At 69.4% G+C, this 21,572-nt stretch carries 22 protein-coding genes; 11 read left to right on the top strand and 11 right to left on the bottom strand.

Translation table 11 applies throughout. The annotated features are described in order from the left end of the window. A partial coding sequence (locus AC6LJ5_RS26175) for a short-chain dehydrogenase/reductase (RefSeq protein WP_498142046.1) occupies positions 1–634 on the top strand: 634 nt, incomplete at its 5' end. Between the two features lie 33 nt (positions 635–667). Here the strand turns inward: AC6LJ5_RS26175 and AC6LJ5_RS26170 are convergent. Then, positions 668–1,363 (bottom strand): HAD family hydrolase, encoded by a 696-nt coding sequence (locus AC6LJ5_RS26170; RefSeq protein WP_498142045.1) that lies wholly within the window; start codon positions 1,361–1,363, stop codon positions 668–670. 19 nt (positions 1,364–1,382) lie between these two features. Here AC6LJ5_RS26170 and AC6LJ5_RS26165 point away from each other — a divergent pair, with 19 nt between their 5' ends. Continuing rightward, positions 1,383–1,607 carry a hypothetical protein gene (locus AC6LJ5_RS26165; RefSeq protein ID WP_498142044.1) on the top strand — a complete coding sequence of 75 codons (225 nt, stop codon included), beginning with the start codon at positions 1,383–1,385 and terminating at the stop codon, positions 1,605–1,607. Here the strand turns inward: AC6LJ5_RS26165 and lipP1 are convergent. The 3 genes from lipP1 to AC6LJ5_RS26150 are packed head-to-tail and all read right to left on the bottom strand — an operon-like array spanning position 1,604 to position 4,516. Next, entirely contained in the window at positions 1,604–2,554 is a 951-nt protein-coding gene (lipP1, locus tag AC6LJ5_RS26160; RefSeq protein WP_498142043.1) for a LipP1 family hormone-sensitive lipase, read from the bottom strand. The genes AC6LJ5_RS26165 and lipP1 overlap by 4 nt on opposite strands. Before the next feature lie 2 nt (positions 2,555–2,556). Next, a complete protein-coding gene (locus AC6LJ5_RS26155; protein WP_212316139.1) occupies positions 2,557–3,441 on the bottom strand; it encodes an alpha/beta fold hydrolase in 885 nt (294 codons plus the stop codon). Positions 3,442–3,460: 19 nt separating this feature from the next. After that, a complete protein-coding gene (locus tag AC6LJ5_RS26150) occupies positions 3,461–4,516 on the bottom strand; it encodes a sugar phosphate isomerase/epimerase family protein (RefSeq protein ID WP_498142042.1) in 1,056 nt (351 codons plus the stop codon). Between the two features lie 162 nt (positions 4,517–4,678). On the opposite strand from AC6LJ5_RS26150, the gene AC6LJ5_RS26145 reads away from it, so the two are divergent. Further along, positions 4,679–5,272 carry a TetR/AcrR family transcriptional regulator gene (locus AC6LJ5_RS26145; protein WP_392410944.1) on the top strand — a complete coding sequence of 198 codons (594 nt, stop codon included), beginning with the start codon at positions 4,679–4,681 and terminating at the stop codon, positions 5,270–5,272. A 111-nt stretch (positions 5,273–5,383) separates the two neighbouring features. Here AC6LJ5_RS26145 and AC6LJ5_RS26140 read toward each other — a convergent pair whose 3' ends face one another. Further along, entirely contained in the window at positions 5,384–5,626 is a 243-nt protein-coding gene (locus tag AC6LJ5_RS26140; protein WP_103276014.1) for a hypothetical protein, read from the bottom strand. A gap of 270 nt (positions 5,627–5,896) precedes the next feature. Between AC6LJ5_RS26140 and AC6LJ5_RS26135 the strand changes: the two genes are divergently transcribed. After that, the gene (locus AC6LJ5_RS26135) at positions 5,897–7,978 is read left to right on the top strand and encodes a PTS sugar transporter subunit IIC/EAL domain-containing protein (protein WP_103276015.1); all 2,082 of its coding nucleotides are present in this window, start codon (positions 5,897–5,899) and stop codon (positions 7,976–7,978) included. Here AC6LJ5_RS26135 and AC6LJ5_RS26130 read toward each other — a convergent pair. Beyond that, on the bottom strand, positions 7,971–8,864 hold the full coding sequence (locus tag AC6LJ5_RS26130; protein ID WP_498142041.1) for a prohibitin family protein: 894 nt from the start codon (positions 8,862–8,864) through the stop codon (positions 7,971–7,973). The genes AC6LJ5_RS26135 and AC6LJ5_RS26130 overlap by 8 nt on opposite strands. Before the next feature lie 290 nt (positions 8,865–9,154). Between AC6LJ5_RS26130 and AC6LJ5_RS26125 the strand changes: the two genes are divergently transcribed. Then, positions 9,155–9,598, top strand: coding sequence for an anti-virulence regulator CigR family protein (locus AC6LJ5_RS26125; RefSeq protein ID WP_392410947.1), 444 nt, complete (start codon positions 9,155–9,157; stop codon positions 9,596–9,598). A 6-nt stretch (positions 9,599–9,604) separates the two neighbouring features. Here the strand turns inward: AC6LJ5_RS26125 and AC6LJ5_RS26120 are convergent, their stop codons facing one another. Then, positions 9,605–10,372: an arylamine N-acetyltransferase family protein gene (locus AC6LJ5_RS26120; protein ID WP_498142040.1), complete on the bottom strand. Its 768-nt coding sequence runs from the start codon at positions 10,370–10,372 to the stop codon at positions 9,605–9,607. 118 nt (positions 10,373–10,490) lie between these two features. On the opposite strand from AC6LJ5_RS26120, the gene AC6LJ5_RS26115 reads away from it, so the two are divergent. Beyond that, the gene (locus tag AC6LJ5_RS26115) at positions 10,491–11,963 is read left to right on the top strand and encodes an aminotransferase-like domain-containing protein (RefSeq protein ID WP_498142039.1); all 1,473 of its coding nucleotides are present in this window, start codon (positions 10,491–10,493) and stop codon (positions 11,961–11,963) included. Here AC6LJ5_RS26115 and AC6LJ5_RS26110 read toward each other — a convergent pair. Next, the gene (locus tag AC6LJ5_RS26110) at positions 11,960–13,090 is read right to left on the bottom strand and encodes a porin (RefSeq protein ID WP_103276020.1); all 1,131 of its coding nucleotides are present in this window, start codon (positions 13,088–13,090) and stop codon (positions 11,960–11,962) included. The genes AC6LJ5_RS26115 and AC6LJ5_RS26110 overlap by 4 nt on opposite strands. A 39-nt stretch (positions 13,091–13,129) precedes the next feature. Then, complete coding sequence (locus tag AC6LJ5_RS26105; protein ID WP_498142038.1) at positions 13,130–13,507, bottom strand: DUF4148 domain-containing protein; 378 nt, start codon at positions 13,505–13,507, stop codon at positions 13,130–13,132. Between the two features lie 264 nt (positions 13,508–13,771). Here AC6LJ5_RS26105 and AC6LJ5_RS26100 point away from each other — a divergent pair, with 264 nt between their 5' ends. Genes AC6LJ5_RS26100 through AC6LJ5_RS26090 form a run of 3 tightly spaced genes read left to right on the top strand, consistent with a single transcriptional unit; the run spans position 13,772 to position 17,807 of the window. After that, positions 13,772–15,313 (top strand): MFS transporter, encoded by a 1,542-nt coding sequence (locus AC6LJ5_RS26100; RefSeq protein WP_498142037.1) that lies wholly within the window; start codon positions 13,772–13,774, stop codon positions 15,311–15,313. 14 nt (positions 15,314–15,327) lie between these two features. Beyond that, entirely contained in the window at positions 15,328–16,383 is a 1,056-nt protein-coding gene (locus AC6LJ5_RS26095) for an HlyD family secretion protein (protein WP_498142036.1), read from the top strand. Then, positions 16,380–17,807 carry an efflux transporter outer membrane subunit gene (locus tag AC6LJ5_RS26090; RefSeq protein ID WP_498142035.1) on the top strand — a complete coding sequence of 476 codons (1,428 nt, stop codon included), beginning with the start codon at positions 16,380–16,382 and terminating at the stop codon, positions 17,805–17,807. Before AC6LJ5_RS26095 ends, AC6LJ5_RS26090 begins: the two co-directional genes overlap by 4 nt. Before the next feature lie 2 nt (positions 17,808–17,809). On the opposite strand, the gene AC6LJ5_RS26085 is transcribed toward AC6LJ5_RS26090, so the two are convergent. Continuing rightward, the gene (locus AC6LJ5_RS26085; protein WP_498142034.1) at positions 17,810–19,051 is read right to left on the bottom strand and encodes an MFS transporter; all 1,242 of its coding nucleotides are present in this window, start codon (positions 19,049–19,051) and stop codon (positions 17,810–17,812) included. 161 nt (positions 19,052–19,212) lie between these two features. On the opposite strand from AC6LJ5_RS26085, the gene AC6LJ5_RS26080 reads away from it, so the two are divergent. Beyond that, positions 19,213–20,049 (top strand): AraC family transcriptional regulator, encoded by an 837-nt coding sequence (locus AC6LJ5_RS26080; RefSeq protein ID WP_498142047.1) that lies wholly within the window; start codon positions 19,213–19,215, stop codon positions 20,047–20,049. Here AC6LJ5_RS26080 and tam read toward each other — a convergent pair. After that, positions 19,977–20,741 carry a trans-aconitate 2-methyltransferase gene (gene tam / locus AC6LJ5_RS26075; protein WP_498142033.1) on the bottom strand — a complete coding sequence of 255 codons (765 nt, stop codon included), beginning with the start codon at positions 20,739–20,741 and terminating at the stop codon, positions 19,977–19,979. The two genes, AC6LJ5_RS26080 and tam, sit on opposite strands and share 73 nt — an antisense overlap. Positions 20,742–20,890: 149 nt before the next feature. On the opposite strand from tam, the gene AC6LJ5_RS26070 reads away from it, so the two are divergent. Beyond that, positions 20,891–21,572: alpha/beta fold hydrolase (locus tag AC6LJ5_RS26070; protein ID WP_498142032.1), on the top strand; the 682-nt coding region annotated here is incomplete at its 3' end.

The raw sequence follows: 21,572 nt of genomic DNA, 5'->3' as shown, positions 1-21,572 counted from the left end.
CCCCGACGCGGTCTCCGCCCAGACCGGCATGCCCGCCGCCTGCGTGGCGCTGGACCTGGGACGCGCCGACGCGCCGCAGGAACTGCTGCGCCAGGCAGGCCCCGTCGACATCCTGGTCAACAATGCCGGCGCCGTGCCCGGCGGCGCACTGGATCAGGTGGACGACGAACGCTGGCTCGCGGGCTGGGAACTGAAAGTGCACGGCTACATCCGGCTGGCGCGCCTGTACTACCCGCTGATGCGCGAGGCCGGTGCCGGCGTGATCGCCAACGTGATCGGCATGGCCGGCTCGGCGCCGCGCGCCGACTATATCTGCGGCGCCGCGGCCAATGCCTCGCTGATCGCCTTCACCCGCGCGCTGGGCGGCGAGGCTCCGCGCCACGGCGTGCGCGTCTTCGGCCTGAATCCCTCGCGCACGCGCACCGACCGCGTGCTCACGCTGGCGCGCCAGCGCGCCCAGGCACGCTGGGGCGACGAATCGCGCTGGCAGGAAACGCTGTCGGGCCTGCCGTTCGGCCGCCTGATGGAACCCGCCGAAGTGGCCGACATGCTGGCGTTCTGCGCCTCGCCGCGCGCCGGCTACCTGAGCGGCACGGTCATCGACCTGGACGGCGGCGAGCAATACGCCGGTTGAAACCGGCTCGGCCCGGCCGCGACGGATCCAGGCTCAGCCCAGATGGTGGCCGGTCCAGTCAGCCAGCAGGCCGGGCAAGTCGCGCATGTCGGTGAAGACGCGCGCCACGCCCACCGAGCGCAGCGCGTCGGCGCCGCTGTGGCCCAGGCCGCCCGGGCTGTAGCCGAACACCGTGGCGCCCGCAGCCACGCCGGCGGTGGCGCCGGTGACGGTGTCCTCGACCACCGCGCAGCGGCGCGGATCCGCGCCCAGCGACTCGGCCGCCGCCAGATACACATCCGGGAAGGGCTTGCTGCGCGGCATTTCGTGACCGCTGAACACGCGGCCGTCGAAACAATCGGCAATGCCGACCTTGGCCAGCTGGAACTCGACCTTGCGGCGGTCGGCGCCGGACGCCACGGCGATGCGCCCGTCCAGGATGCCGTGCAGCGCGCGCACCGCGTCCGGCGCGCCGGGAATCTCGACCAGATCGCGGTCCAGCGCCTGGTTGCGGCGCTCGCGGAATTCGGCCAGCCATTCTTCGCTGAGGCGCGCCCCGGTGCGCTCCTCGATCAGCGCCACTTCATCGCGCACCGCCTTTCCGGTAAAAATGCGCATGGTCTCTTCGGTGCTGATGGCCCAGCCCAGCTCGGTCAGCATGCCCGCCAGCACGCGGCTGGTGATGGGTTCGGAATCGACCAGCACGCCGTCGCAGTCGAACAGCACGGCGTCAAAAGGGAAGTCTGTCATTGCTTCGCGAAGGATACGGATGAACAAGTCAACAAGCATACTGCACGGCCAGCCGCGCACTTATTTCCACGACCTGCTCACTCCCGATGAACTGTCCGCGCTGCTGGAACATGACGACTCCTTCCATCTGGAACAAGTCGCCGATCCGGACGCCGTGGCGCCACGCACGGATGTGGTGATCGTCATCACCCGGCAGGCCCTGGCCGTGCGCTGCCGGCAAGCCACTGGAGACGCGTCCGCCTAGGCCGCTTGCGGCTCGGACTCAAAGGCGGCGCGCAGCGCGCCGCCCGCCAGTTCGAACAGATGCCGCGCCGCCGGCGTCAAGCCCAGCATGTGGATGCACGCATGGACCATGCCCGGCAGGCGATGGTCGCGCGCATCGACCCCGGCCTCGCGCAGCCGGCGCGCATAAGCCTCGCCCTCGTCGCGCAGCGGGTCGTACTCGCATACCAGCACGGTCGCCGGCGGCAGGCCCGTCAGGTCCGCCGCGCGCAGCGGCGATGCGTAGGGTGAGTCGCCGTCCTGCTCGTTGAGCAGGTAGGTGAACCAGCAGTAGCGCATCGTCTCTTCCGTCAGGAAGAAATTCTGCCCATAGGCGCGATACGAATCGGTGCTGAAGGAATGGTCCAACACGGGATAGCACAGCAGCTGGTGCGCGATCCTGGGGCCGCCACGGTCGCGCGCCATGATGGCGGCGGCCGCCGCCAGGTTGCCGCCGGCGCTGTCGCCGCCCACCGCGATGCGCGCCGGGTCCACGCCCAGCATGCCGGCCTGCTCGCAGACCCAGCGCAGCGCGCAATAGAAGTCCTCGACCGGCACCGGGAACTTGTGCTCCGGCGCCAGCCGGTAGTCCACGGACAGCACCATGCAGCCGGTGGCATTGGCCAGCGCGCGGCACGGGTTGTCATAGAGTTCCAGCGAGCACAGGAACCAGCCTCCGCCATGCGCATACACCAGCGCAGGCAGCACGGCGCCGGGCGGCGCGCCCGCCGGCGTGTAAGCGCGCACGCGCAGGGGCGTGCCGTCGTGGCCCGGCGCCAGGTAGGTGCGCACGTCAGCCACGTCTTCCAGCGGGCCGTGCAGCGCGCCCAGGCTGGTCTCGGTGGCCGCGCGCATTTCCACCAGGGACATCGGCGTGGCGGTCGAGGACAGCCGCGCCAGGTAGGCATCGATCTTCGGATCCAGCGCCATGCTCAGCCCTCCCGCGACAGGAACGGCAACAGCTGCGCCAGGAACTCGTCCGGGCATTCTTCCGTGACGAAGTGGCCGCAGTCGGGAATGATGGCGCCGCGCACATCCACCGCATTCTCGCGCATGGTGATCAGCGGCGCGTCGCGGGTGGCATGCTCGGCGCCGATGGCCAGCACCGGCATGGCCAGTTTGCGCCGGGCGCGCTCGACATTCTGCCGCACCGTTTCCGGAATCGCCCGGTAGTAGGAGAAGCCCGCGCGCAGGCCGCCCGGCGCCGCGTAGGCGTCGATATAGACCTGCGCCGCCACGCGGTCGCGGCGGTGCGACCACTTGTCGAACATATAGGTCAGATAGGCCTGCTCGCGACCGGCGATCAGCGCTTCCGGCAGGTCGGGCAGCCGGTTGAACATGAAATGCCACAGGAAGATGTTCTGGTCCGGCGGCGCGAAGATCGTGGGCTCGGGCGCCAAGCCCGGGATCACCGCCTCGGTCAGCGCCAGCCGCGAGACGGCGTCCGGGAAGTCGCTGGCCAGCGCATAGGCCACCCACATGCCGATGTCGTGGCCCACGACCTGATAGCGCGCATGGCCCAGCTGCCGCATCAGCTGATGCAGCGTGGCCGCCACGGCGCCCGTGTCATAGCCGGCGGCCGGACGGTCCGAATCGCCCGTGCCCGGCGGGTCCACGGCGATGGCCATGTAGCCCTGCCCCGCCAGCGCGCGCATTACGTGGCGCCAGGTGAACCACGTTTGCGGCCAGCCGGGCACCAGCAGCACCGGCGCGCCGTCGCCGGCGATGGCGCAATGCAGCCGCGCGCCGTTCACCATCACGTAGCGATGGGCGAACTCCGCGCCGGCGGAGGGGATGTCTTGATGAAAGTTCGTCATGGTCTGTGTTCCTGTCCGCTCAGGCGATGCCCAGCAGCGCGTTGATCTGGGCCTGGCTGATGGCGGCGCCGGCGAAATCGTCGAACACCTTGTCCGTGACCGGAATGATGTGTTGCTTGATGAAGGCCGCGCCTTCGCGCGCGCCGGCCTCCTGGTCCTTCAGGCAGCATTCCCACTCCAGCGCGGCCCAGCCTTGATAGCCGTGCTGCGTGAGCTTGGAGAAGATGGACTTGAAATCCACCTGGCCATCGCCCAGCGAGCGGAAGCGGCCGGCGCGGTCGACCCAGGATTGATAGCCGCCATAGATGCCCTGGCGTCCGGTCGGATTGAACTCGGCGTCCTTCACATGGAACATGCGGATGTGGTCCTTGTAGATGTCCAGGTAGTCCAGGTAGTTGAGCTGCTGCAGCACGAAATGGCTGGGATCGAACAGGATGCCGCAGCGCGCGTGCCCGGCTACGCGCTCGTGGAACATCTCGAAGCTGATGCCGTCGTGCAGGTCTTCGCTGGGATGGATTTCGAAGCACAGATTCACGTCCTGCTCGTCGCAGGCATCCAGCACCGGCAGCCAGCGCCGCGCCAGTTCGTCGAACGCGGTCTCGATCAATCCCTGCGGCCGCTGCGGAAACGGGAACAGGTAGGGCCAGGCGAAGGAGCCCGAGAACGTGCCCATCTCGGTCAGGCCCAGCCGGCGCGATGCGCGCGCCGCCAGCAGCAGGTTGCGCCTGGCCCATTCGGTGCGCGCCGCCGGATTGCCTCGGACCGGCGCCGGCGCGAAGGTGTCGAACATCGCGTCGTAGGCCGGATGCACGGCCAGCAGCTGGCCGAAGATGTGCGTGGTCAGTTCGCTGATGACCAGGCCGTGGCCGGCCAGCATGCCGGTGATCTCGTCGCAATAGTCCTGGCTGGACGCGGCCAGTTCCACGTCGAAGAAGCGCTGGTCCCAGGCCGGCACCTGCAGGGCCTTGAAGCCCAGGCCCGCCGCCCATTCGGCGACGGCGGGCAGGCTGTTGAACGGCGCGTCGGCGCCGCTGAATTGCGCGAGGTGGATGCTCGGGCCTTTGAGGGTTTGCATGATGAATCTGCCTTCGGCTTGCCGTCTCCCGGCTCGCCCTAATTGTTTGTCAAACGACAAAGAATAGACGAAAATCGATCTGTGACGCAAGCACGCCTGAATCGACCGCGCCTCAGGACGCGGCGGTACACTGCGTGGAATTTCAATCAGGACAAAAGTGCAATGGCAGGCAGACCCAGGGAATTCGACCGCGATCTCGCGCTGCAGCAGGCGATGCTCGCCTTCTGGCAGCACGGCTATGAAGGCACGTCGATGGCCGATCTGGTCGCGGCCACCGGGCTCGCGTCGGCGCGGCTGTATGCGGCGTTCGGATCCAAGGAAGACCTGTTCCGCGAAGCCGTGGCGCGCTATGAGGAGGGCGATGGCGCCTTTGCCGAAAAGGCGTTGCAGGCGGGCGACGTACGCAGCGCGGTCGAGCACATGCTGCGCGATGCCGTGCTGACGTACACGCGGCGCGGCCGTCCCCAGGGTTGCATGGTGGTGTCCGCCGCGACCAACTACGCGGCCGCCAACGAGCCGGTGATGAGCTGGCTGGCGACGCATCGCAAGGCGCGCACGCAGTCCATCGTCGACCGCATCGCCGCCGCCGCGCGGGACGGTGAACTCGCTCCCGGCACGGACATACAGGCCCTGGGCGATTACTACGCTGCCGTGTTGCACGGCCTGTCGGTGCAAGCGCGCGATGGCGTGGGCAAGGCCAGGCTGCTCGCCCTGATCGGACCCGCCCTCGCGCCGCTGGACGCGGCCTTGCGCTAGGCCGGCAGCATTGCCAGCTCGTCATGGGCTGGCGCGCCGACCCCAGCCGGCGCGTCATGCCCATCGGCGCGTCGACGGGCAACTGCGACCGGCGCAGACCTCGGACTCGTCCTAGTCATCCAGCGGCATGTGCGCCTGCGCGGTGCGCAATTCCTGCAGATGCCGTTCGGCCTCTTCCTTCTCGGCACCCGGCGGCAGCGGCCGCCAGCCGACCATGTTCCCCGGCGTGCGGGTCGGCAGCCAGCCCAGCACACTGTACAACGTCACGGCGACCAGCCCCGTGTCATACCGCGCTTCGTAGTATCCCTGTCGTTCCGGCGCGGTATCGCCTGACATCCAATTGCCCTGAGACATCCGTGTCTCCTCCCGCTTGAAGCTTGTCGTGCCTGCGCCGCGGCCCGCGCGCCGCGGCGGGACATGGGCCGATGGTATAGCGCGGTCCAGGCCCCGCCACTGCAAGATGCGCCTGCTTTGCAATTCTTGACAGAGGGGAATCCCCTAGTGCCCACATTTTCGGGCCGGATTGCTAAAGCCCGACCGCAGGCGCTAGGATTCGACAAGGATTCTTACAAAGCGCGGGGAGGCTCTGCCCCAAAGACCTTGGGCAATCTGGGCATACCGACAATGCTGAAAGCAATCCTCTCGCTCTACCGGAAAGATCGACTGGCCTTGCTCGCGAGCGCCAACGCCCTGCGCGCCATCCGCGAAGGGCTGCTATGGACCCTGCCCTGCCTGCTGGTGTCGGCGTTGTTCCTGGTCCTGTCCGTGCTGGCGCGCCAGGCCGGCCTGCCCGAACCGGCCACCGAACTGCTGACCTCGGTCCACCAGAAGCTCACCGGCATCATGCCCATGCTGGTGGCCGCGGCCATCGGCTACATGCTGTCGATCCGGCATCGCGTGCCGCACCTGCCCACCGCCTTCCTGTGCCTGTCCTACGTGGCCGTGGCCGAAACGCTGCTGGCCGCCCATCCGCTGGCGGCCTCCACGCTGACCCTGTTCGTGGCCATCATCTCGCCGCTGGCCGCGGTGCCGCTGCTGTCCTGGCTGCACCGGTTCCGCTGGACGCGGCTCGCGCCCGATGGCCTCACCGGCGAGAACGTGCGCGAGACGCTGAACATGGTCGTGCCCGGCATCCTCACCGCGGCCGTGCTCATCGGCGCACTGTCCGCCCTGCTCAGCATTCCGGGCGTGGCGCAGTTCAGCATTCCCGTCAGCCTGACCTCGCTGCAGAACCCCTATGCCACCGGCGCGCTGATCTCGGCGCTGAACTCGCTGCTCTGGTTCTTCGGCATACACGGCTACCACGCGCTGGCGCCGATCATGGACGTGCTGGACCAGGCCGCCTACCTGAACGCCGCCATCAACGCCGCCGGCTACGAAGGCGTGTACGCGCTGAACAGCAGCCTGATGGGCGCGTTCACCTTCATCGGCGGCGCCGGCGCGACACTGTCGCTGGCGGTCTCCATCCTGTTGTTCTCGCGTACGGAATCGCTGCGCATGCTGGCCGTCGCCAGCGTCCCGGCCTCGCTGCTGAACGTGAACGAGATTCTGCTGTTCGGCCTGCCGCTGATCCTCAACCCCCGGCTGCTGATCCCTTTCATGCTGGCGCCGGTCTGCAACACGCTGATCGCGCTGGCGGTGGTGCAGCTGGGTTGGCTGCCGCCGGCAGCCGTGACACTGCCGCTGACCTCTCCCGTGCTGGTCAACGCCTACCTGAGCACCGGCGGCCACCTGGGCGGCATCGTGCTGCAACTGGGACTGCTGGCGCTGGGCGTATGCCTCTACACGCCCTTCGTGCTGGCGCTGGAACGCCGGCAGCTGGCCGACGCCACCGTGTACTTCAAATCGCTGGACACCACCTTCCCGCGCCTGCAGGACGAATCGCTGCTCTACGTGCACGATCCGCTGATCAACACCTACGCGGACCGCGCGCGCCGCAGCGCCGAGATCACCCGCATCCGCGCTATCAGCGAGTATGACTTCTATCTGGAATACCAGCCGCAGGTCTCGTTGCGCAGCGGACGCTGCACCGGCTGCGAAGCGCTGTTGCGCGCCACCGGCCCCGAAGGCCGGCAACAGGCGCCGCTGGAATTCCTGCGCGGCCTGGCCCAGGCCGGCCTGATGCGCGACGTCGACCTCTGGGTGGCCCGGCAGGCGGTGGTGCAATGCCAGAGCTGGCGCGCGCAGGGCTTCGCGCTGCCCATGACGATCAACGTCACCAGCGGTACCCTGACGTCCACTCCCCACCTGGAAAAGCTGATCGGCGTGCTGGCGCAGGCCGGCGGGCAGGTGTCGGTGGAATTGACCGAGGACGCGCTGGTCGAGGACGCCGAGGCACTGCACATGGCCTTCGACCGCCTGCGCCAGATCGGCGCGCGCATCTACATCGACGATTTCGGCACCGGCTACTCGGCGCTCAGCTACCTGCACCAGTTCCGCATCGACGCGGTCAAGATCGACCGCAGCTTCGTGCAGGCGCAAAGCAGCGAACGCGGCGCGCTGGTCATGAGCGGCCTGCTGCGATTCTGCGAGGCGCTGAACCTGCAGATCGTGGTGGAGGGCGTGGAGACTGACAAGGAAATTTCGGCGCTCGAATCGAGCGCCGAAATCATCGTGCAGGGCTGGTACTTCAGCAAGGCGCTGCCCGGCCCCGGGCTGATGGACTACGCCCGGCGGCGCGAGGCCGCCGACAGCGCGATTACTTGATGCCGATGAAGGGCAGCGCCGCGCCCGGCACCTGCGTGGTGGGCAACACGCCATCCCATTTCTCGACAGCGTTCAGGCCGACCAGATTGGTGTTGGCGGCCAGGGCCTCGGCCTTGGCGCGGATCGCCGCCGCCTCGGCCTCGCCGCGCAAACGGATGCCGTCGGCCTCGGCGGTGAACTGCTGGCGCCGCGCATCGGCCTCGGCCTTGGCCTTGACCACCTGGATCTCGGCATTGATGACGGCGGTTTCCTTTTGCTGGCGCGTGGTCTCGATCTGCACCTGGGCCAGCATGCGCTGCTCGATCGAATGCTCGTAGGCCTTCGAGAAGCCGACTTCCTCGATCTGCACGCCCACCACCTGCACCGGCGCGCCGTCCATGGCTTCCACCACGGCGGTGTTCACGTCCAGGCCCAGCTTCTGGCGTTCCTGGATGGCCCGCACGGCGGTGAAGCGGCCGAACACGTTCTTGACGGCGTCGGGCGTCTTGCGCTCCAGCACGCGTCCCTGCAGATTGTTGATGGTGCCGTACTCGGAATAGAGTTCCGCCACGCGCTCGGCCGGCACGCGGTACGTGACCGACACGCGCAGCGTCGCGGGCTGCTGGTCGTAGCTGTAGGCTTCCAGGTTCTCGAACACGAAGGTATGGTCGCGCACCGACACCACCGACACGTTGTCGATGAAAGGCGTCTTGAAATCCAGGCCGGGCTCGGCCACGCGCACCAGCTTGCCGTTGCGCAGCACCACGCCGCGCTCGCCCTGGTCCACCTGGAACCATGAGCCGAAGGCCAGGAACAGGATCAGCACGAACAACAGTCCGGTGCCGATGGCCACTGCCAGGCTGCGCGGCTTGGCCGCCTTGACGATCTGCAGATCCGCAGGCTTCATTTCAATCCCTCTCTTTCTTGGAACGTTTGCGGTCGGAAAGGACCGCGGCGATGCCCCGCGCGAGCAGGTAGGCGACTACGGCGGCCCCTACCAGGATCAGGAAATACCTCATCGTGCGTCCTCCCGGAAAAAAGCAAGGCATTCTAGCCTGCTCATCCGCCAAAGCTGGCCGGGACGTTGCAAGGACACGGATTGTCGCCATTTTTAAGAGTAATCCGAGACGAGCTGTGGCATGGTTGGCCGCGCGGCGCTATGCTGAGCGCAGCATGCCCCCCCAAAGGACCAACACCATGTTCCGTTCCGCCTCTTTGTCCTGTGCCATATTGGCCGCCGCCTTGGTGCTCGCCGCCCCGGCGCATGCCGCGCCGCCCGAAGGCAAGGGCAAGCCCGATCACGCCGGACAGGGTCACGGCAAGAACAAGGACAACCGCGATTCGGACGGCTCGGTCAGCGTCACGCTGAGCACGGCGGGCATCAGCATCTCCACGGCGCGCGGCTACGCCGTGCAGGCCGGCGCGACCGGCTACGGCTCGCTGCCGCCCGGCATCCGCAAGAACCTGGCTCGCGGCAAGCCGATGCCTCCCGGCATCGCCAAGAAAATGGTGCCGGGCGCCATGCTGGCGCGCCTGCCCGTGCACCCTGGCTACGAATGGCGCGTGGCCGGCAGCGACCTGATCCTGGTCGCCATCGCCACCTCGGTGGTGGCCGACGTGCTGTCCGGCGTGTTCGACTGAGCCGCCTCAGGCCGGCGCCAGGCCGAAGCGCTCGCGCAGCGCCTGCGCCACGGCGCCGTCGTCCAGCTCGGACTCGACCGTGCCGGTCTCGTCGACCAGCTTGAGGGTGTTGCCGACCAGGATCGCGCGGCCCCGCTCACTGTGCAGCACCACCACGCGCTTCTGCACGAAGATTGCGTCGGGATGGTTCGAATTCAGATAATTCGCGGGCGCGAAATCGATCCATTCCTGCGGCGACAGGTCGAAACCGTACTGGTTCTGCCAGCCGCCGTCGCGCCAGGCCTTGAGCACGTAGACCCCGTCCGCCTCGCGGCTCAGCATGAAGCGGTCCATGTCCTGGCGGATGTCGGTGTCCAGCTCCGCCAGGCTCATGGGCTCGCGGATGCCGTAGCTGCCGAAGCCCAGGTCGCACAGCCAGTCCTGGCCGTCCAGCCGCAGCACCAGCGCCATGTGGGTGCGGGGACGACGCGCGGGATAGAACATCGGCCGCGCCGCCACATAGCGATACGGCACGCCCAGCGCCTGCATGGCCATGCAGAACAGGCCGTTGACCTCGTAGCAGTAGCCGCCCCTGCCGCGCGCCAGGATCTTGTCGGCGATGTCCTCGGGCGCCAGCGACACGCCCAGCCCGGCCTGCACGTCCAGGTTCTCGAACGGCACGGTGTACAACTGGCGCCGCATCAGTTCGGACACGGTGGCCAGGTCGGCGTGGGCCGGGCCGGCGTAGCCGATACGGTCGAAGTAGCGGGCCAGGGAGAAATTGTCTGCATGCATGGCGGGGGAATTCCTGCAAAGGGTTGCGTGAACGGCATGATGCGCCGTTGCCATGCGCCCGGGCGCGACAGACCACGCTTGGGCTATGCTGCACAGATTCTCCATTCCTGGATCTGTCATGCAGCACAGTTATGCCGTACTGGCCGACCATATCAAGGCAGCAATCCGCGCCCAAGAGTATCGCGTGGGCGACCGCCTGCCCTCCGTGCGCGAACTGGCCGCCGCGCAAAGCGTCAGCGTCTCCACCGCCACGCGCTGCTACCGGCTGCTGGAACACGAGGGCTATGCGCAGGCGCGCTACAAGTCCGGCATGTACGTCGCGGACTGGAAGGCGCTGCGACAGGCGCGCGCCGCGCCCGAGACCGCGCCGCCGCCCGCGCCGGCCGGCGTCGAGTACGACATGCTGGCCTCGCTGCAGCACCGAATGACCCAGCTCTACGCGCTGACGGCCCAGCCGTTGCCGCTGGCCCTGCACCTGGCCAGCGCCGCGCCCGAGTGGTATCCCTGCGAAACCCTGGCGCGCATTGCGCAGCGCCTGCTGCGCGAGAATCCGCGTCTGCTGGGCGCCTATCCGTCCGGCACCGGCCTGCCCGCGTTCAAGCATGAAGTGTTGCGCCATCTGGCCGCCTGCGGCATCGACGCGGATCCGCGAGACCTGCTCATCACCAACGGCGCCACCGAGGCCATGCAGATCGCGCTGCGGGCCGTGGCCCGGCCCGGCGATACCGTCATCGTCGAATCGCCCGTGTACTTCGGCCTGCTCCAGACCATCGAACACCTGGGCCTGCGCGCGCTGGAAGTTCCCTGCGTGCCCGGCCAGGGGATGAGCCTGGAAGCCCTGGAATATGCGCTGGAACATCACGGCGGCGTGCGCGCCGTGGTGGCCATGCCGTCGTTTCAGAATCCGCTGGGTGCCTGCATGTCCGAGGCGGCCAAGCGCCGCCTGTTGAAGATCGTGCAGCGCCACGGCATCGCCTTGATCGAAGACGACGTCTTCGGCGACCTGGGCAGCGCGGCGGAACGGCCGCCGGCCGTGAAGGCCTGGGATCGCGACGGCCGGGTCATCTATTGCGGATCGTGCAGCAAGAGCATGGCGCCGGGCTTTCGCCTGGGCTGGGTGCTGGGCGGACGCCACCAGCGCCAGCTGGAATCCCTGAAGATCGGCAGCTCGCTGGCCGCGCCGCTGCTGGAACAGCAGGTGTTGGCCGACTACATGAAGTCGGGCCGCCTGCCGGCGCACCTGCGCCGGCTGCGGACCCAGCTGGCGCAGGCCGCCGCCTCGGCGCGCGCCTGCGCGCAGCGGCATTTTCCCCAGGGCACGCGGGTGCTGGGTCCCGAAGGCGGCTGGTGGCTGTGGCTGGAACTGCCCGAGCCGGCCGACACCCTGGCGCTGCTGCGCGATGCGGTGTCACAAGGCATCGCCTACACGCCCGGCGCCCTGTTCTCGGCCGCGGGCAAGCACGGTCATTGCCTGCGCCTGAACGTCGCGCGGCCCTGGTCCACCGAGATGGCGGCAGGGCTGGAGCGGCTGGGCCTGGCCGCGCGGCTGGCGGCGACCCGAAACCAGGCCGCCCCCGCGCGTCGCGCCTAGAAGCGATGCCGGATACCCATGGCCACGGCGGTGTCCGTCACGTCACGCCGGAACGAGAAATTGTCCGCGTAGGCGACATAGGCGTACAGGTTGGTGCGCTTGGTGAAATCATAGGTATAGGCGGCGCTGTACACCTGCGTGTTCGCGTCGTCGCCCGTCAGGGCGCTGCCGTTGGGGCGGGCCATCTGCCATGACACCATCAGCTTGCTCTTGCCCAGCGGCACGGTCGCGTTGACCGTATACGAATCAGCGCGAAAGCCGTGGGCCAGCTTGAACGTATCGGCGTTGCGGTAGCCCTTGGTGTCGGGCGACACGCCCATCGTCGCGCCTTGCAGCCAGCCGCCGCGGGTCTGTCCGATGGCAGCGCCCAGCTTCACGACCTCGAAATCGTAGGCGCCGCCGATGATGGTTTCCTGGATGCGCGTGGGAGATTTCCCGCCTTCCGCGGCATTGGTCGGATTGAAGCGATCATAGGTGGCGACCAGCGCGAGCGGGCCGTTGGCGTAGCGCAGGCCGGTGGTCAGCGCGCGATTGTTGTCGCCGGTGGCGAAGCCCGTCTTCTGGCCCGTGGCCGGCGCGCGGGTGTCGTCGGCGTTGAACGAGTAGCCCACGCCGAACTGGAAGCCCGACCAATCTGGCGATTGGTACAGCACCAGGTTGTCATAGCGCAGGGTGTTCGTCGCGCTGAACGTGGTGCCCATGTTGGCCAGGTTGAACGAGCCGCTGAACGGATCGATCGGACCGCTGAAGTACTTGGACGCCAGGTTGGCCTGGCGGCCGAATTCGAGTTGTCCCCAGCTGTCATCCGCCAGGCCCACGGTGGCCTGGCGCCCGAACAGGCGGCCGCTCTGGCCGGACTTGCCGTTCAGGGGCGTGATGCCGCCTTCCAGGGTGAAGATCGCGCGCAGGCCATCGCCCAGGTCCTCGGCGCCGCGCAGGCCGAAACGCGAGCCGCTGTTCACGCCCTGCACGGTGCCGATGCGGTTTTGCTTGAAGCCGGGCGCGCGCACGCGCTCATAGCCCAGGCCCATGTCGAGCAAGCCGTACAGCGTGACGCTCGTGTCGGCGGCCAGCGCGGATCCGGCCAGGCCCGCCCCGATGGCGGCGAAAGCGATTTTCTTCATCATGGTGTGTCTATGCCTATGGAAGTCTGGCGGTGAAAACCATCAATGGCCGGTGGGCGGATAGTCGAGTTCGCCCGACTTCATCAGGCCCTGGGCGCGGGCCTGGCGCATTTCGGCGATGACCTGTTCGCGGGTCTTGCCGGCGGCTTCCTGGGCGACGGGCGGATAGTCCAGTTCGCCGCGGGTGATCTGGCCGGCGGCGCGGGCGGCGTCGCGCTCTTCCAGCACCTGCTGGCGCGTCTTGACGGCGTTGTCGGACACGTCGACGGGATATTGCTGTTCGCCATAGGTGACCAGTCCGGCGGCCTTGGCTTCCATCAGCTCGGCGCGCACTTGCTCGCGGGTCTTGCCCTCGGCGTGGGCGGCGCCGGCGACGAAGGCCAGGCATAGGGTCAGGGCGGAGAGTCTTAGGGTTTGCATGGAAATCCTCTGCGTTGGTTTGCGTGCCGCCATATTGGCGCGAGGCCGCCGGCCGATAAATCCCGCCACGCGCAAGCCAGGATTGCACGCGACGCAACTGCCGCCCGGCGCATGGCGCGAATCCGCCCACACTTGCACGGCGCGCAAGCCAGGGCTGCGCCGCGACCGGTTTTTCCGAAACGCGAGCCTGCCTAGACTTGGGGCTGTTTTCTGCAAGTACGCGATACCCATGTCTTCATTCCCTACTCCTGGCGCGAGGCAAGCATGACCGCCGCGACCGCTCCCTTCCCGCCCCAAGCGCCTGCGGCCGCCGCTCCCCCGGCCGCCGCATTTGGCGCACGCATCCTGACCGGTCTGGTCGGCGTGCTGCTGGCCGTGATCCTGGCCGGCCTGAACGAAAACGTCACCAAGATGGCGCTGGCCGACATCCGCGGCGCCCTTGGCATCGGCTACGACCAGGGCACCTGGTTCGTCGCCGTCTACGCGGCCGCCTCGGTCTGCGCCATGGCGTTCGCTCCGTGGTGCTCGGTGACGTTCTCGCTGCGTCGCTTCACCACCGCGATGCTGGTGGCCTTCGCCGTCTTCGGCGCGCTCAGCCCGTTCGCGCGCGACTATCCGACCCTGCTCGCATTGCGCACGCTGCAAGGCCTGGCCGGCGGCGCCCTGCCGCCGATGCTGATGACGGTGGCGCTGCGCTTCCTGCCCGCCAACATCAAGCTCTATGGCCTGGGCGGCTATGCCCTGACCGCCACCTTCGCGCCCAGCCTGGGCATTCCGCTGGCCGCGTTCTGCACCGAGACGCTGGGCTGGCGCTGGACCTTCTGGCTGGTGATTCCGCCCGCCGCCGTGGCGGCTGTCATGGTCTGGCGCGGCCTGCCGCAGGACCCGCTCAAGCTGGAGCGCTTCCGTGTGTTCGACTGGCGCGGCCTGCTGCTGGGCGCGCCCGCGCTGGCCATGCTGGTCATCGGCCTGCTGCAGGGCGAGCGCCTGGACTGGCTCAACTCGCCGCTGATCCGCGTGCTGCTGGGCGGCGGCGGCGCGCTGATGGCCCTGTTCCTGCTGAACGAGTGGTTCCACCCGCTGCCGTTCTTCAAGATCCAGCTGCTGCGCAACCGCAACCTCAGCCACTCGCTGCTCACGCTGGGCGGCGTGCTGGTGGTGCTGCTGGGCGTGATCCTGATCCCTTCGAGCTTCCTGGCGCAGCTGCGCGGCTACCGGCCGCTGGAAACCGCGCCGGTGCTGCTGGCCATGGGCCTGCCCCAGCTGATCGCGCTGCCACTGGTGGCCGCGCTGTGCAACCTGCGCCGGGTCGACTGCCGCTGGGTGCTGGCCGCCGGCCTGGGCCTGCTGGCGCTGTCATGCGCGCTGGGCTCGCAGCTGACGCCGGCCTGGTCGCGCGAGCAGTTCTACGCGCTGGAGGCCGTGCAGATCTTCGCCCAGCCCATGGCGGTCATTCCGCTGCTGATGCTGGCCACCGGCGGCCTGGCGCCGCAGGACGGGCCGTTCGCCTCGGCCTGGTTCAACACCATCAAGGGTTTCGCCGCGGTGGCGGCCACCGGCCTGCTGGACGCGCTGACGACCTGGCGCCGCCATCATCACAGCCACATGCTGGCCGACCAGCTCGGCAGCTTTCCGCTGAGCGCGGATGGAGAAAGCGCGGCCACGCTGGCGCGCCGCGTGCAGGAGCAGGCCACGGCGCTCACGTCCGCCGACCTGTACCTGTGCATGGCCGCCGTGGCCCTGCTGCTTATCCTGCTCATCCCCTTCGTCGCGACGCGCATCTATCCTCCGCGCGTAGCGGCCTGATCATCGAGAACATCATGACTTATTCCACAATCCGTCCTCATCTTCCCCGCGCCGCGCTGGCCGGCGCGCTCGGCCTGCTTGCCTACACCGGCTGGGCCTGGTCGGGCACGTCGCCGACCGAATCCACCGACGACGCCGCCGTCGTCGCCCACCACACCGTGGTCGCGCCCCAGGTATCCGGCTTCATCCAGGAAGTGCTGGCGGAAGACAACCAGAGCGTCGCCGCCGGCCAGCTGCTGGCCCGCATCGACGACCGCGAATACGTGGCCGCCCTGGCCGCGGCCCGCGCCGACCTGGCCGTGGCCTCGGCCCAGCTCGTCAACGCCAACGCCACGCTGGAACGCCATCAGGCGGTGATCAGCCAGGCGCTGGCGGTCACGCAGGCCGACGCCGCCGACCTGCGCTTCGCCGAGAGCGAAGTCCAGCGCCACCGCAACCTGGCGAGCGAGGGCGCCGGCACGCGCCAGGCCTATGAGCAGGCCCGCAGCCGCCTGGACATGACCCAGGCGCGCCAGGCCAAGCACCAGGCCATCCTCCAGGCCACGCGCAAGCAGCAGGACGTGTTGGCCGCGCAGCACGAGGCGGCCCGGGCCGGCGTGCTGCGCGCGCAGGCGCTGGTCGACCGCGCCGAACTCAACCTGTCCCACACCCGCATCCTCTCGCCGGTCGACGGCGTGGTCGGACGCCGCGTGCTGCGCGTGGGCGCCTACGTCGCCCCCGGCACGCCGATCCTGGCCGTGGTGCCGCTGCAGCAGGCCTACGTGGTGGCGAACTTCCGCGAAAAGCAACTGACCCACATGCGACCCGGCCAGCCCGCGACCGTCACCGTGGATGCCTATCCCGACCTGCGGCTGCGCGGCACCGTGCAGAGCATCGCGCCCGCCACCGGCCTGAGCCTGTCGCCGGTCGCGCCCAGCAACGCCACGGGCAACTTCACCAAGATCGCGCAGCGCCTGCCGGTCAAGATCGTGCTCGACGCCACGCCGGCCGGTGCGCCGCCGCTGCGCGCGGGCATGTCGGTCGAGGCCGTGGTCGAGACCATGCCCCTGCTCGCGGAGGCCGCGAAATGAGCCTGTTGAAAATACCGCGCCTGGTCCTGACCTCGGCGCTGTTGAGCCTGGGCGGCTGCGCCGTGGGACCGGACTTCCAGGCGCCTCAGGCGCAACTGCCGACGCAATGGCGCGATGCCGGCGCGGGCGGCCCGGCCAGCGCGCCGGTGGCCCAGCCTGTCAACGACGCCTGGTGGGACAGCTTCGGCGACCCTGAACTCAGCGCCCTGGTGGCCGAAGCCAGCGCCGCCAATCCCGACATCCTGATCGCCTACGAGCGGCTGCGGCAAAGCCGCGCGGCGCTGCGCGTGAGCGAGGCCGACGGCTTGCCCAAGCTGGGCGCGAACGCCTCCTACCGGCGCGGCCAGAACAGCGAGGCCGGGCTGTCCGATCCGTCCGGACGCGGCGGCAAGTCCTCGTTCAACCTGTGGCAAACCGGCGTCGATGCCAGCTGGGAACTGGACCTGTGGGGCCGCGTGCAGCGCGAGGTCGAACAGGCCGGCGCGCTGTCGCAGGCCGCGCTGGAAGCGCAGCGCGGCGTCATGCTGTCGGTGCGCGCGGAAACCGCCAGCCACTACATCCGGCTGCGCGGCGCCCAGAACCAGCTGGCGGTGCTGCGCCAGACGCTGGACAACGCCAATCGCAATCTTGCGCTCACGCGGCTGCGGCAACGCGAAGGCGTGGCGACCGAGCTGGATGTGTCCCAGGCGGATGCCCAGGCCGCCGCCATCGAGGCGGCCGTGCCGCCGCTGGCGCTGCGCGTGGACCAGCTGATGAACGCCCTGGCGCTGTTGCTGGACCAGCCGCCGCACGCGCTGCACGCGCGGCTGGAAACGCTGGCGCCCATCCCGGGCGGTCCGGTGCGGGTGCCGGTGGGCCTGCCCAGCGAGCTGGCCGAGCGGCGTCCCGACATCCGCCAGGCGCAGGCGCGCCTGCATGCCGCGGTGGCCGCGATCGGCGTGGCCGAGGGCGATTTCTATCCGCGCATCACCCTGTCGGGCAACATCGGGCTGCAGGCGCTGCAACTGGGCAAGCTGGACACCGACCGCGCCGGCATCTTCGGCGTGGGCCCGGCGCTGCAGATCCCCCTCTTCGAGGGCGGCAGACTGCGCGGCCGGCTGCGGCTGCGCGAGGCGCAGGCCCAAGAGGCAGCGCTGGCATTCCAGAAAACCGTGCTCGGCGCCTGGCACGATGTCGACAATGCCATGACGGCCTATCGTAGCCAGCAGCAGGCGCGGACCAGCCTGGAACGCGCGTCGGCCAGCGCGCGCCAGGCGCTGCTGCATGCCCAGCGCCGTTATGCCGAGGGTGCGTCGGACTTCGTCAATGTGCTCAGCGCGCAGAACGCGGTGCTGGCCAACGACCAGTCACGCGTGGCCACCGAGGCGGCGGTATCGCTGGCGCTGGTGGACCTGTATCGGGCGCTGGGCGGCGGCTGGCAATAGGCTCAGCGAGACGCCCTCGCCCGCGCCGGCGCGGCATGCGCGCCGGCCGGGAACGATCCGATCTGGATGGCGCGGCCGGCGTACAGTCCGGCGGCGGCCATCGCCGCGCAGGCCGCCGCGCACAGCGCCAGCGCCGCGCTCCAGCCGCCCAGCGCGTCATGTAGCGCGCCGATCAGCAGCGGCCCCGAGGCGGCCAGCAGATAGCCCACGAACTGCGCCATGCCCGACAGCGACGCCGCCTGCTGCGCATGGCGCGCCCGCAACCCGACGAAGGCCAGTCCCAGGATGATGCCCGCGCCCATGCCCAGGCCCATCAGCACGATCCACAGGCTGGCCCAGCCCGGCGCGACGATCAGGCCGATCATCGCCACGCAGGACGCGCCCGCCGCGCCGGCCGCCACGGCGCGCTGGTCCTTCATCCTGCGCACGGCCGGCGCCAGGAACAGCGCCGGCCCCGCCGACATCAGCTGCAGCAGGCCATGCAGCGAGCCGGCCCGCTCCGCCGTGTAGCCGGCATCCTGCAGGATCGCCGGCAGCCAGCTCACCATTGCATAGAACACGAAGGAATTGATGCCCAGGAACAGCGTGACCTGCCAGGCCAGCGCGCTGCGCCACAGCCGCTCGCCGTGCGGCGCATGCGCCGTGACGGACGCGGGCCGGGTGCGATGGGACAACTGCGGCAGCCACAGCAATGCGCCCAGCGCCGGCACCGCCAGCAGGCACAGCGCCGAAAAGCGCCACGTCGCGTCGGACAGCATGGCCAGCGGAATCGCCACGGCCGAGGCCGCGCCCGCGATCACGCTCATGGTCAGCACATAGGCCGAGGTCAGCCCGGCCACGCGCCGCGGAAAATCGCGCTTGACCAGGCTGGGCAGCAGCACATTGCCCAGCGCGATGCCCGCGCCGATGACGACGGTGCCGGCGTAGAGCGCGGCCTCGGATCCGAGCGAACGGCCGACGATGCCGGCGGCGATCAGCAGCAGCGCGCCGAACAGCGTGCGCTCCAGACCGTAGCGGCGCGCCAGGCCGGCGGCGGCCAGCGAGCCAGCGGCGAAGGCCAGCAGGGGCAAGGTGATCAGCATGCCGGCGGCGGTGGAGCTGAGCCCCAGCTGCGCGCGGATCATGCCGATCAACGGCGCCACGCCGGTCACGGGCGCGCGCAGCGCCATGGCGATGCAAAGAATGCCGGCGACCAGCAGCACGGGACGGCTGAGGACGCGGGCGTCGGAAGAGGAAACAGACATCGGACACCTGGAAGTTGCGGCGGGCGCCGGCGATTGGCCGGCAGGCCCGGAATCCACAGCTTAGCCACGCGGCCGCTTGCTGAATTTCGAGATAATGACAAAATATGCGCAAATCCGGCCAAACCCGTCCGCAGCCCTCTTCCGCCAGCCGCCTCCACGCCATGTACCCGCCCGTCTCCGATCCTTCAGGCCTGGACGCCGACCGGCCCGGCCAATGGACCTACGCCATGCGCGTGGACACCGCCGCCCGGGCCCACGAATCGCCCACGCACCAGCACCGCATGAGCCAGCTGGTGCTGTGCCTGGAGGGCGGCGTGACCTGCACGGTGCCGCAGGGCATCTGGATGGTGCCGCCGCGCTGCGCCGTCTGGATCCCCGGCGGCGTGCCCCATTGCAATCACGTCACGCGCAACGGCCAGGTCAATTTCCTGTTCGTGCCCGCCGAGGCGCCCGGCATGCCGGCCACCTGCCAGACGCTGGGCGTGACGCCGCTGGTGCGCGAAATGGTGGTCCATCTGGCGGCGCTGTCGGCCGAGGACAGCGCGGCGCCCGGCAACCGCCGGCTGGCCGATGTGCTGGTCGAACAGCTGGCGCGGCTGGAACCGGAACCGCTGCACCTGCCCCTGCCCGCCCACCCGCGCCTGCGCGAGATAGCCGACGCGCTGGCGGCGCGGCCCGCCGACCGCGCCACCCTGGCCGACTGGGGCCGGCGCGTGGCGATGAGCGAACGCACGCTGGCGCGGCTGGTGCGCCAGGAAGTCGGCATGAGCTTCGGCCGCTGGCGCCAGCGCCTGCACATCATCCTGGCGCTGCAATGGCTGTCGGAGGGCTTGTCGGTGCAACGCAGCGCCGACCAGCTGGGCTATGAATCGGTAAGCGCCTTCATCACCATGTTCCGCAAGGCGCTGGGCACCACGCCCGCCCGCTACTTCGCCCCGGCGACGATGAACAGGCGCGGGAACGGCAGCAGCACGGTGCCGTCCGACAGGGCCGGATAGGCGCGTTCGATGCGCGCCTGGTACTCGGCCAGGAAGGCCTGTTGCTCTGCCGGATCCAGCGGACCCAGGTAGGGCCTGAGCGCCGTGCTGGTGAACCATTGCACCACCGCCGCCGCGCCGGCCAGGGGATGGTGATAGATGGTGCGCCACACATCGAGCCGGCCGCAGACCGGCTTGAGCAATTCGTAGTACCAGGCAGCGCTGTGGCGCGGCGGGTGCTTGACCGCGCCGATCCTGGCGGCCCAGGGACCGTCCGCCGCGACCTCGCGCGCCAGCCGATGCGCCGGCTCTTCCATGTTGTCCGGGGTCTGCACCGCCAGACTGCCGCCCGGCGCCAGCTTGCCCACCAGGCGCGGATAGAGTTCCTCGTGCCCCGGCACCCATTGCAGGGAGGCGTTCGCCAGGATCACGTCGTAGCCTCCCGGCGGATTCCAGGCCCCGATGTCCGACAGTTCGAAGGCCAGGCCGGGCAGGCGCTTGCGCGCCGCGTCGATCATGTCCTGCGAATTGTCCGTGCCGCTGATCGCGGCGTCCGGATAGCGCGCGGCCAGCACCTCGGTGGAGTTGCCCGGGCCGCAGCCCAGGTCCACCGCCCGCGCCACGCGCTCATTGGGCAGGGCGGCGACCAGGTCGCGCACCGGGCGGGTGCGTTCGTTCTCGAAGGCGGAATACTGCTTGGCTGACCAGTTCATGGCGGCTCCGGAATGGTGTCTGCGTGCCCTGCGCACTCTACGCCCGCAACGCCCGCGCCACAAATACCCGGATCGCGCCTCATCCATATCGGCCGCGTATGGCGCGCCCGCCATGCCACAATGCGCCCACGCCCACACCGGAATCCCGCATGACCGCGCTGGTACTCCTGCCCGGCATGGACGGCACGGGCGATCTGTTCGCGCCCTTGCTGTCCGCGCTGCCTCCCGCCTTGCGGACCATTGTCGTTCGCTACCCCTGCGACCGGCCGCTAGGCTATGCCGAACTGGAGGCGCACGCGCGGCGCGCGCTCCCCAAGGACCAGCCTTTCGTGCTGCTGGGCGAATCGTTCTCCGGCCCCATCGCCGCGGCCATCGCCGCCGCTCCGCCGCCCGGCTTGCGCGGGCTGATCCTGTGCGCGACCTTCCTGCGCAATCCGCGGCCGGAACTGGGCTACGCCCGATTCCTGACCGGCCTACTCCCAGTATCGCTGCTGCCCGGCGTCCTGCTCGTCCGCATGCTGCTGGGACCGCGCGCCGATCCCGGCCTGCGGACCCAGCTGCTGGACGCGGTGTCGCGGGTCGAGGATCGGGTGATGCGCGCGCGGCTGCGGGCCGTGATCGACGTGGATGCCGGCCCGCGCATGAGCGGCGTGACGCTGCCGGTGCTATACCTGAGCGCGCGCGACGATCGCGTGGTGCCGCGCCGGGCGGGGGACCATGTCATGGCCCTGATCCCGCAGGCGCGACGGGTCGAGATCGCCGCGCCGCACTGCCTGCTGCAAACCGCGCCGCAAGAAGCGGCGCGGGCCATCATGGACTTCATCGGACCGC

It is taken from the genome of Achromobacter sp. 1011791174 (assembly GCF_059760925.1).
Note: the sequence above shows the minus strand (reverse complement) of the source record. Positions and strands in the feature narration are given on the sequence as shown.

Coding starts and splice junctions, on each gene's coding strand:
- AC6LJ5_RS26170 (WP_498142045.1), bottom strand. CDS start 1,363: ATGACAGACTTCCCTTTTGACGCCGTGCTGTTCGACTGCGACGGCGTG.
- AC6LJ5_RS26165 (WP_498142044.1), top strand. CDS start 1,383: ATGAACAAGTCAACAAGCATACTGCACGGCCAGCCGCGCACTTATTTC.
- lipP1 (WP_498142043.1), bottom strand. CDS start 2,554: ATGGCGCTGGATCCGAAGATCGATGCCTACCTGGCGCGGCTGTCCTCG.
- AC6LJ5_RS26155 (WP_212316139.1), bottom strand. CDS start 3,441: ATGACGAACTTTCATCAAGACATCCCCTCCGCCGGCGCGGAGTTCGCC.
- AC6LJ5_RS26150 (WP_498142042.1), bottom strand. CDS start 4,516: ATGCAAACCCTCAAAGGCCCGAGCATCCACCTCGCGCAATTCAGCGGC.
- AC6LJ5_RS26145 (WP_392410944.1), top strand. CDS start 4,679: ATGGCAGGCAGACCCAGGGAATTCGACCGCGATCTCGCGCTGCAGCAG.
- AC6LJ5_RS26140 (WP_103276014.1), bottom strand. CDS start 5,626: ATGTCTCAGGGCAATTGGATGTCAGGCGATACCGCGCCGGAACGACAG.
- AC6LJ5_RS26135 (WP_103276015.1), top strand. CDS start 5,897: ATGCTGAAAGCAATCCTCTCGCTCTACCGGAAAGATCGACTGGCCTTG.
- AC6LJ5_RS26130 (WP_498142041.1), bottom strand. CDS start 8,864: ATGAAGCCTGCGGATCTGCAGATCGTCAAGGCGGCCAAGCCGCGCAGC.
- AC6LJ5_RS26125 (WP_392410947.1), top strand. CDS start 9,155: ATGTTCCGTTCCGCCTCTTTGTCCTGTGCCATATTGGCCGCCGCCTTG.
- AC6LJ5_RS26120 (WP_498142040.1), bottom strand. CDS start 10,372: ATGCATGCAGACAATTTCTCCCTGGCCCGCTACTTCGACCGTATCGGC.
- AC6LJ5_RS26115 (WP_498142039.1), top strand. CDS start 10,491: ATGCAGCACAGTTATGCCGTACTGGCCGACCATATCAAGGCAGCAATC.
- AC6LJ5_RS26110 (WP_103276020.1), bottom strand. CDS start 13,090: ATGATGAAGAAAATCGCTTTCGCCGCCATCGGGGCGGGCCTGGCCGGA.
- AC6LJ5_RS26105 (WP_498142038.1), bottom strand. CDS start 13,507: ATGCAAACCCTAAGACTCTCCGCCCTGACCCTATGCCTGGCCTTCGTC.
- AC6LJ5_RS26100 (WP_498142037.1), top strand. CDS start 13,772: ATGACCGCCGCGACCGCTCCCTTCCCGCCCCAAGCGCCTGCGGCCGCC.
- AC6LJ5_RS26095 (WP_498142036.1), top strand. CDS start 15,328: ATGACTTATTCCACAATCCGTCCTCATCTTCCCCGCGCCGCGCTGGCC.
- AC6LJ5_RS26090 (WP_498142035.1), top strand. CDS start 16,380: ATGAGCCTGTTGAAAATACCGCGCCTGGTCCTGACCTCGGCGCTGTTG.
- AC6LJ5_RS26085 (WP_498142034.1), bottom strand. CDS start 19,051: ATGTCTGTTTCCTCTTCCGACGCCCGCGTCCTCAGCCGTCCCGTGCTG.
- AC6LJ5_RS26080 (WP_498142047.1), top strand. CDS start 19,213: ATGTACCCGCCCGTCTCCGATCCTTCAGGCCTGGACGCCGACCGGCCC.
- tam (WP_498142033.1), bottom strand. CDS start 20,741: ATGAACTGGTCAGCCAAGCAGTATTCCGCCTTCGAGAACGAACGCACC.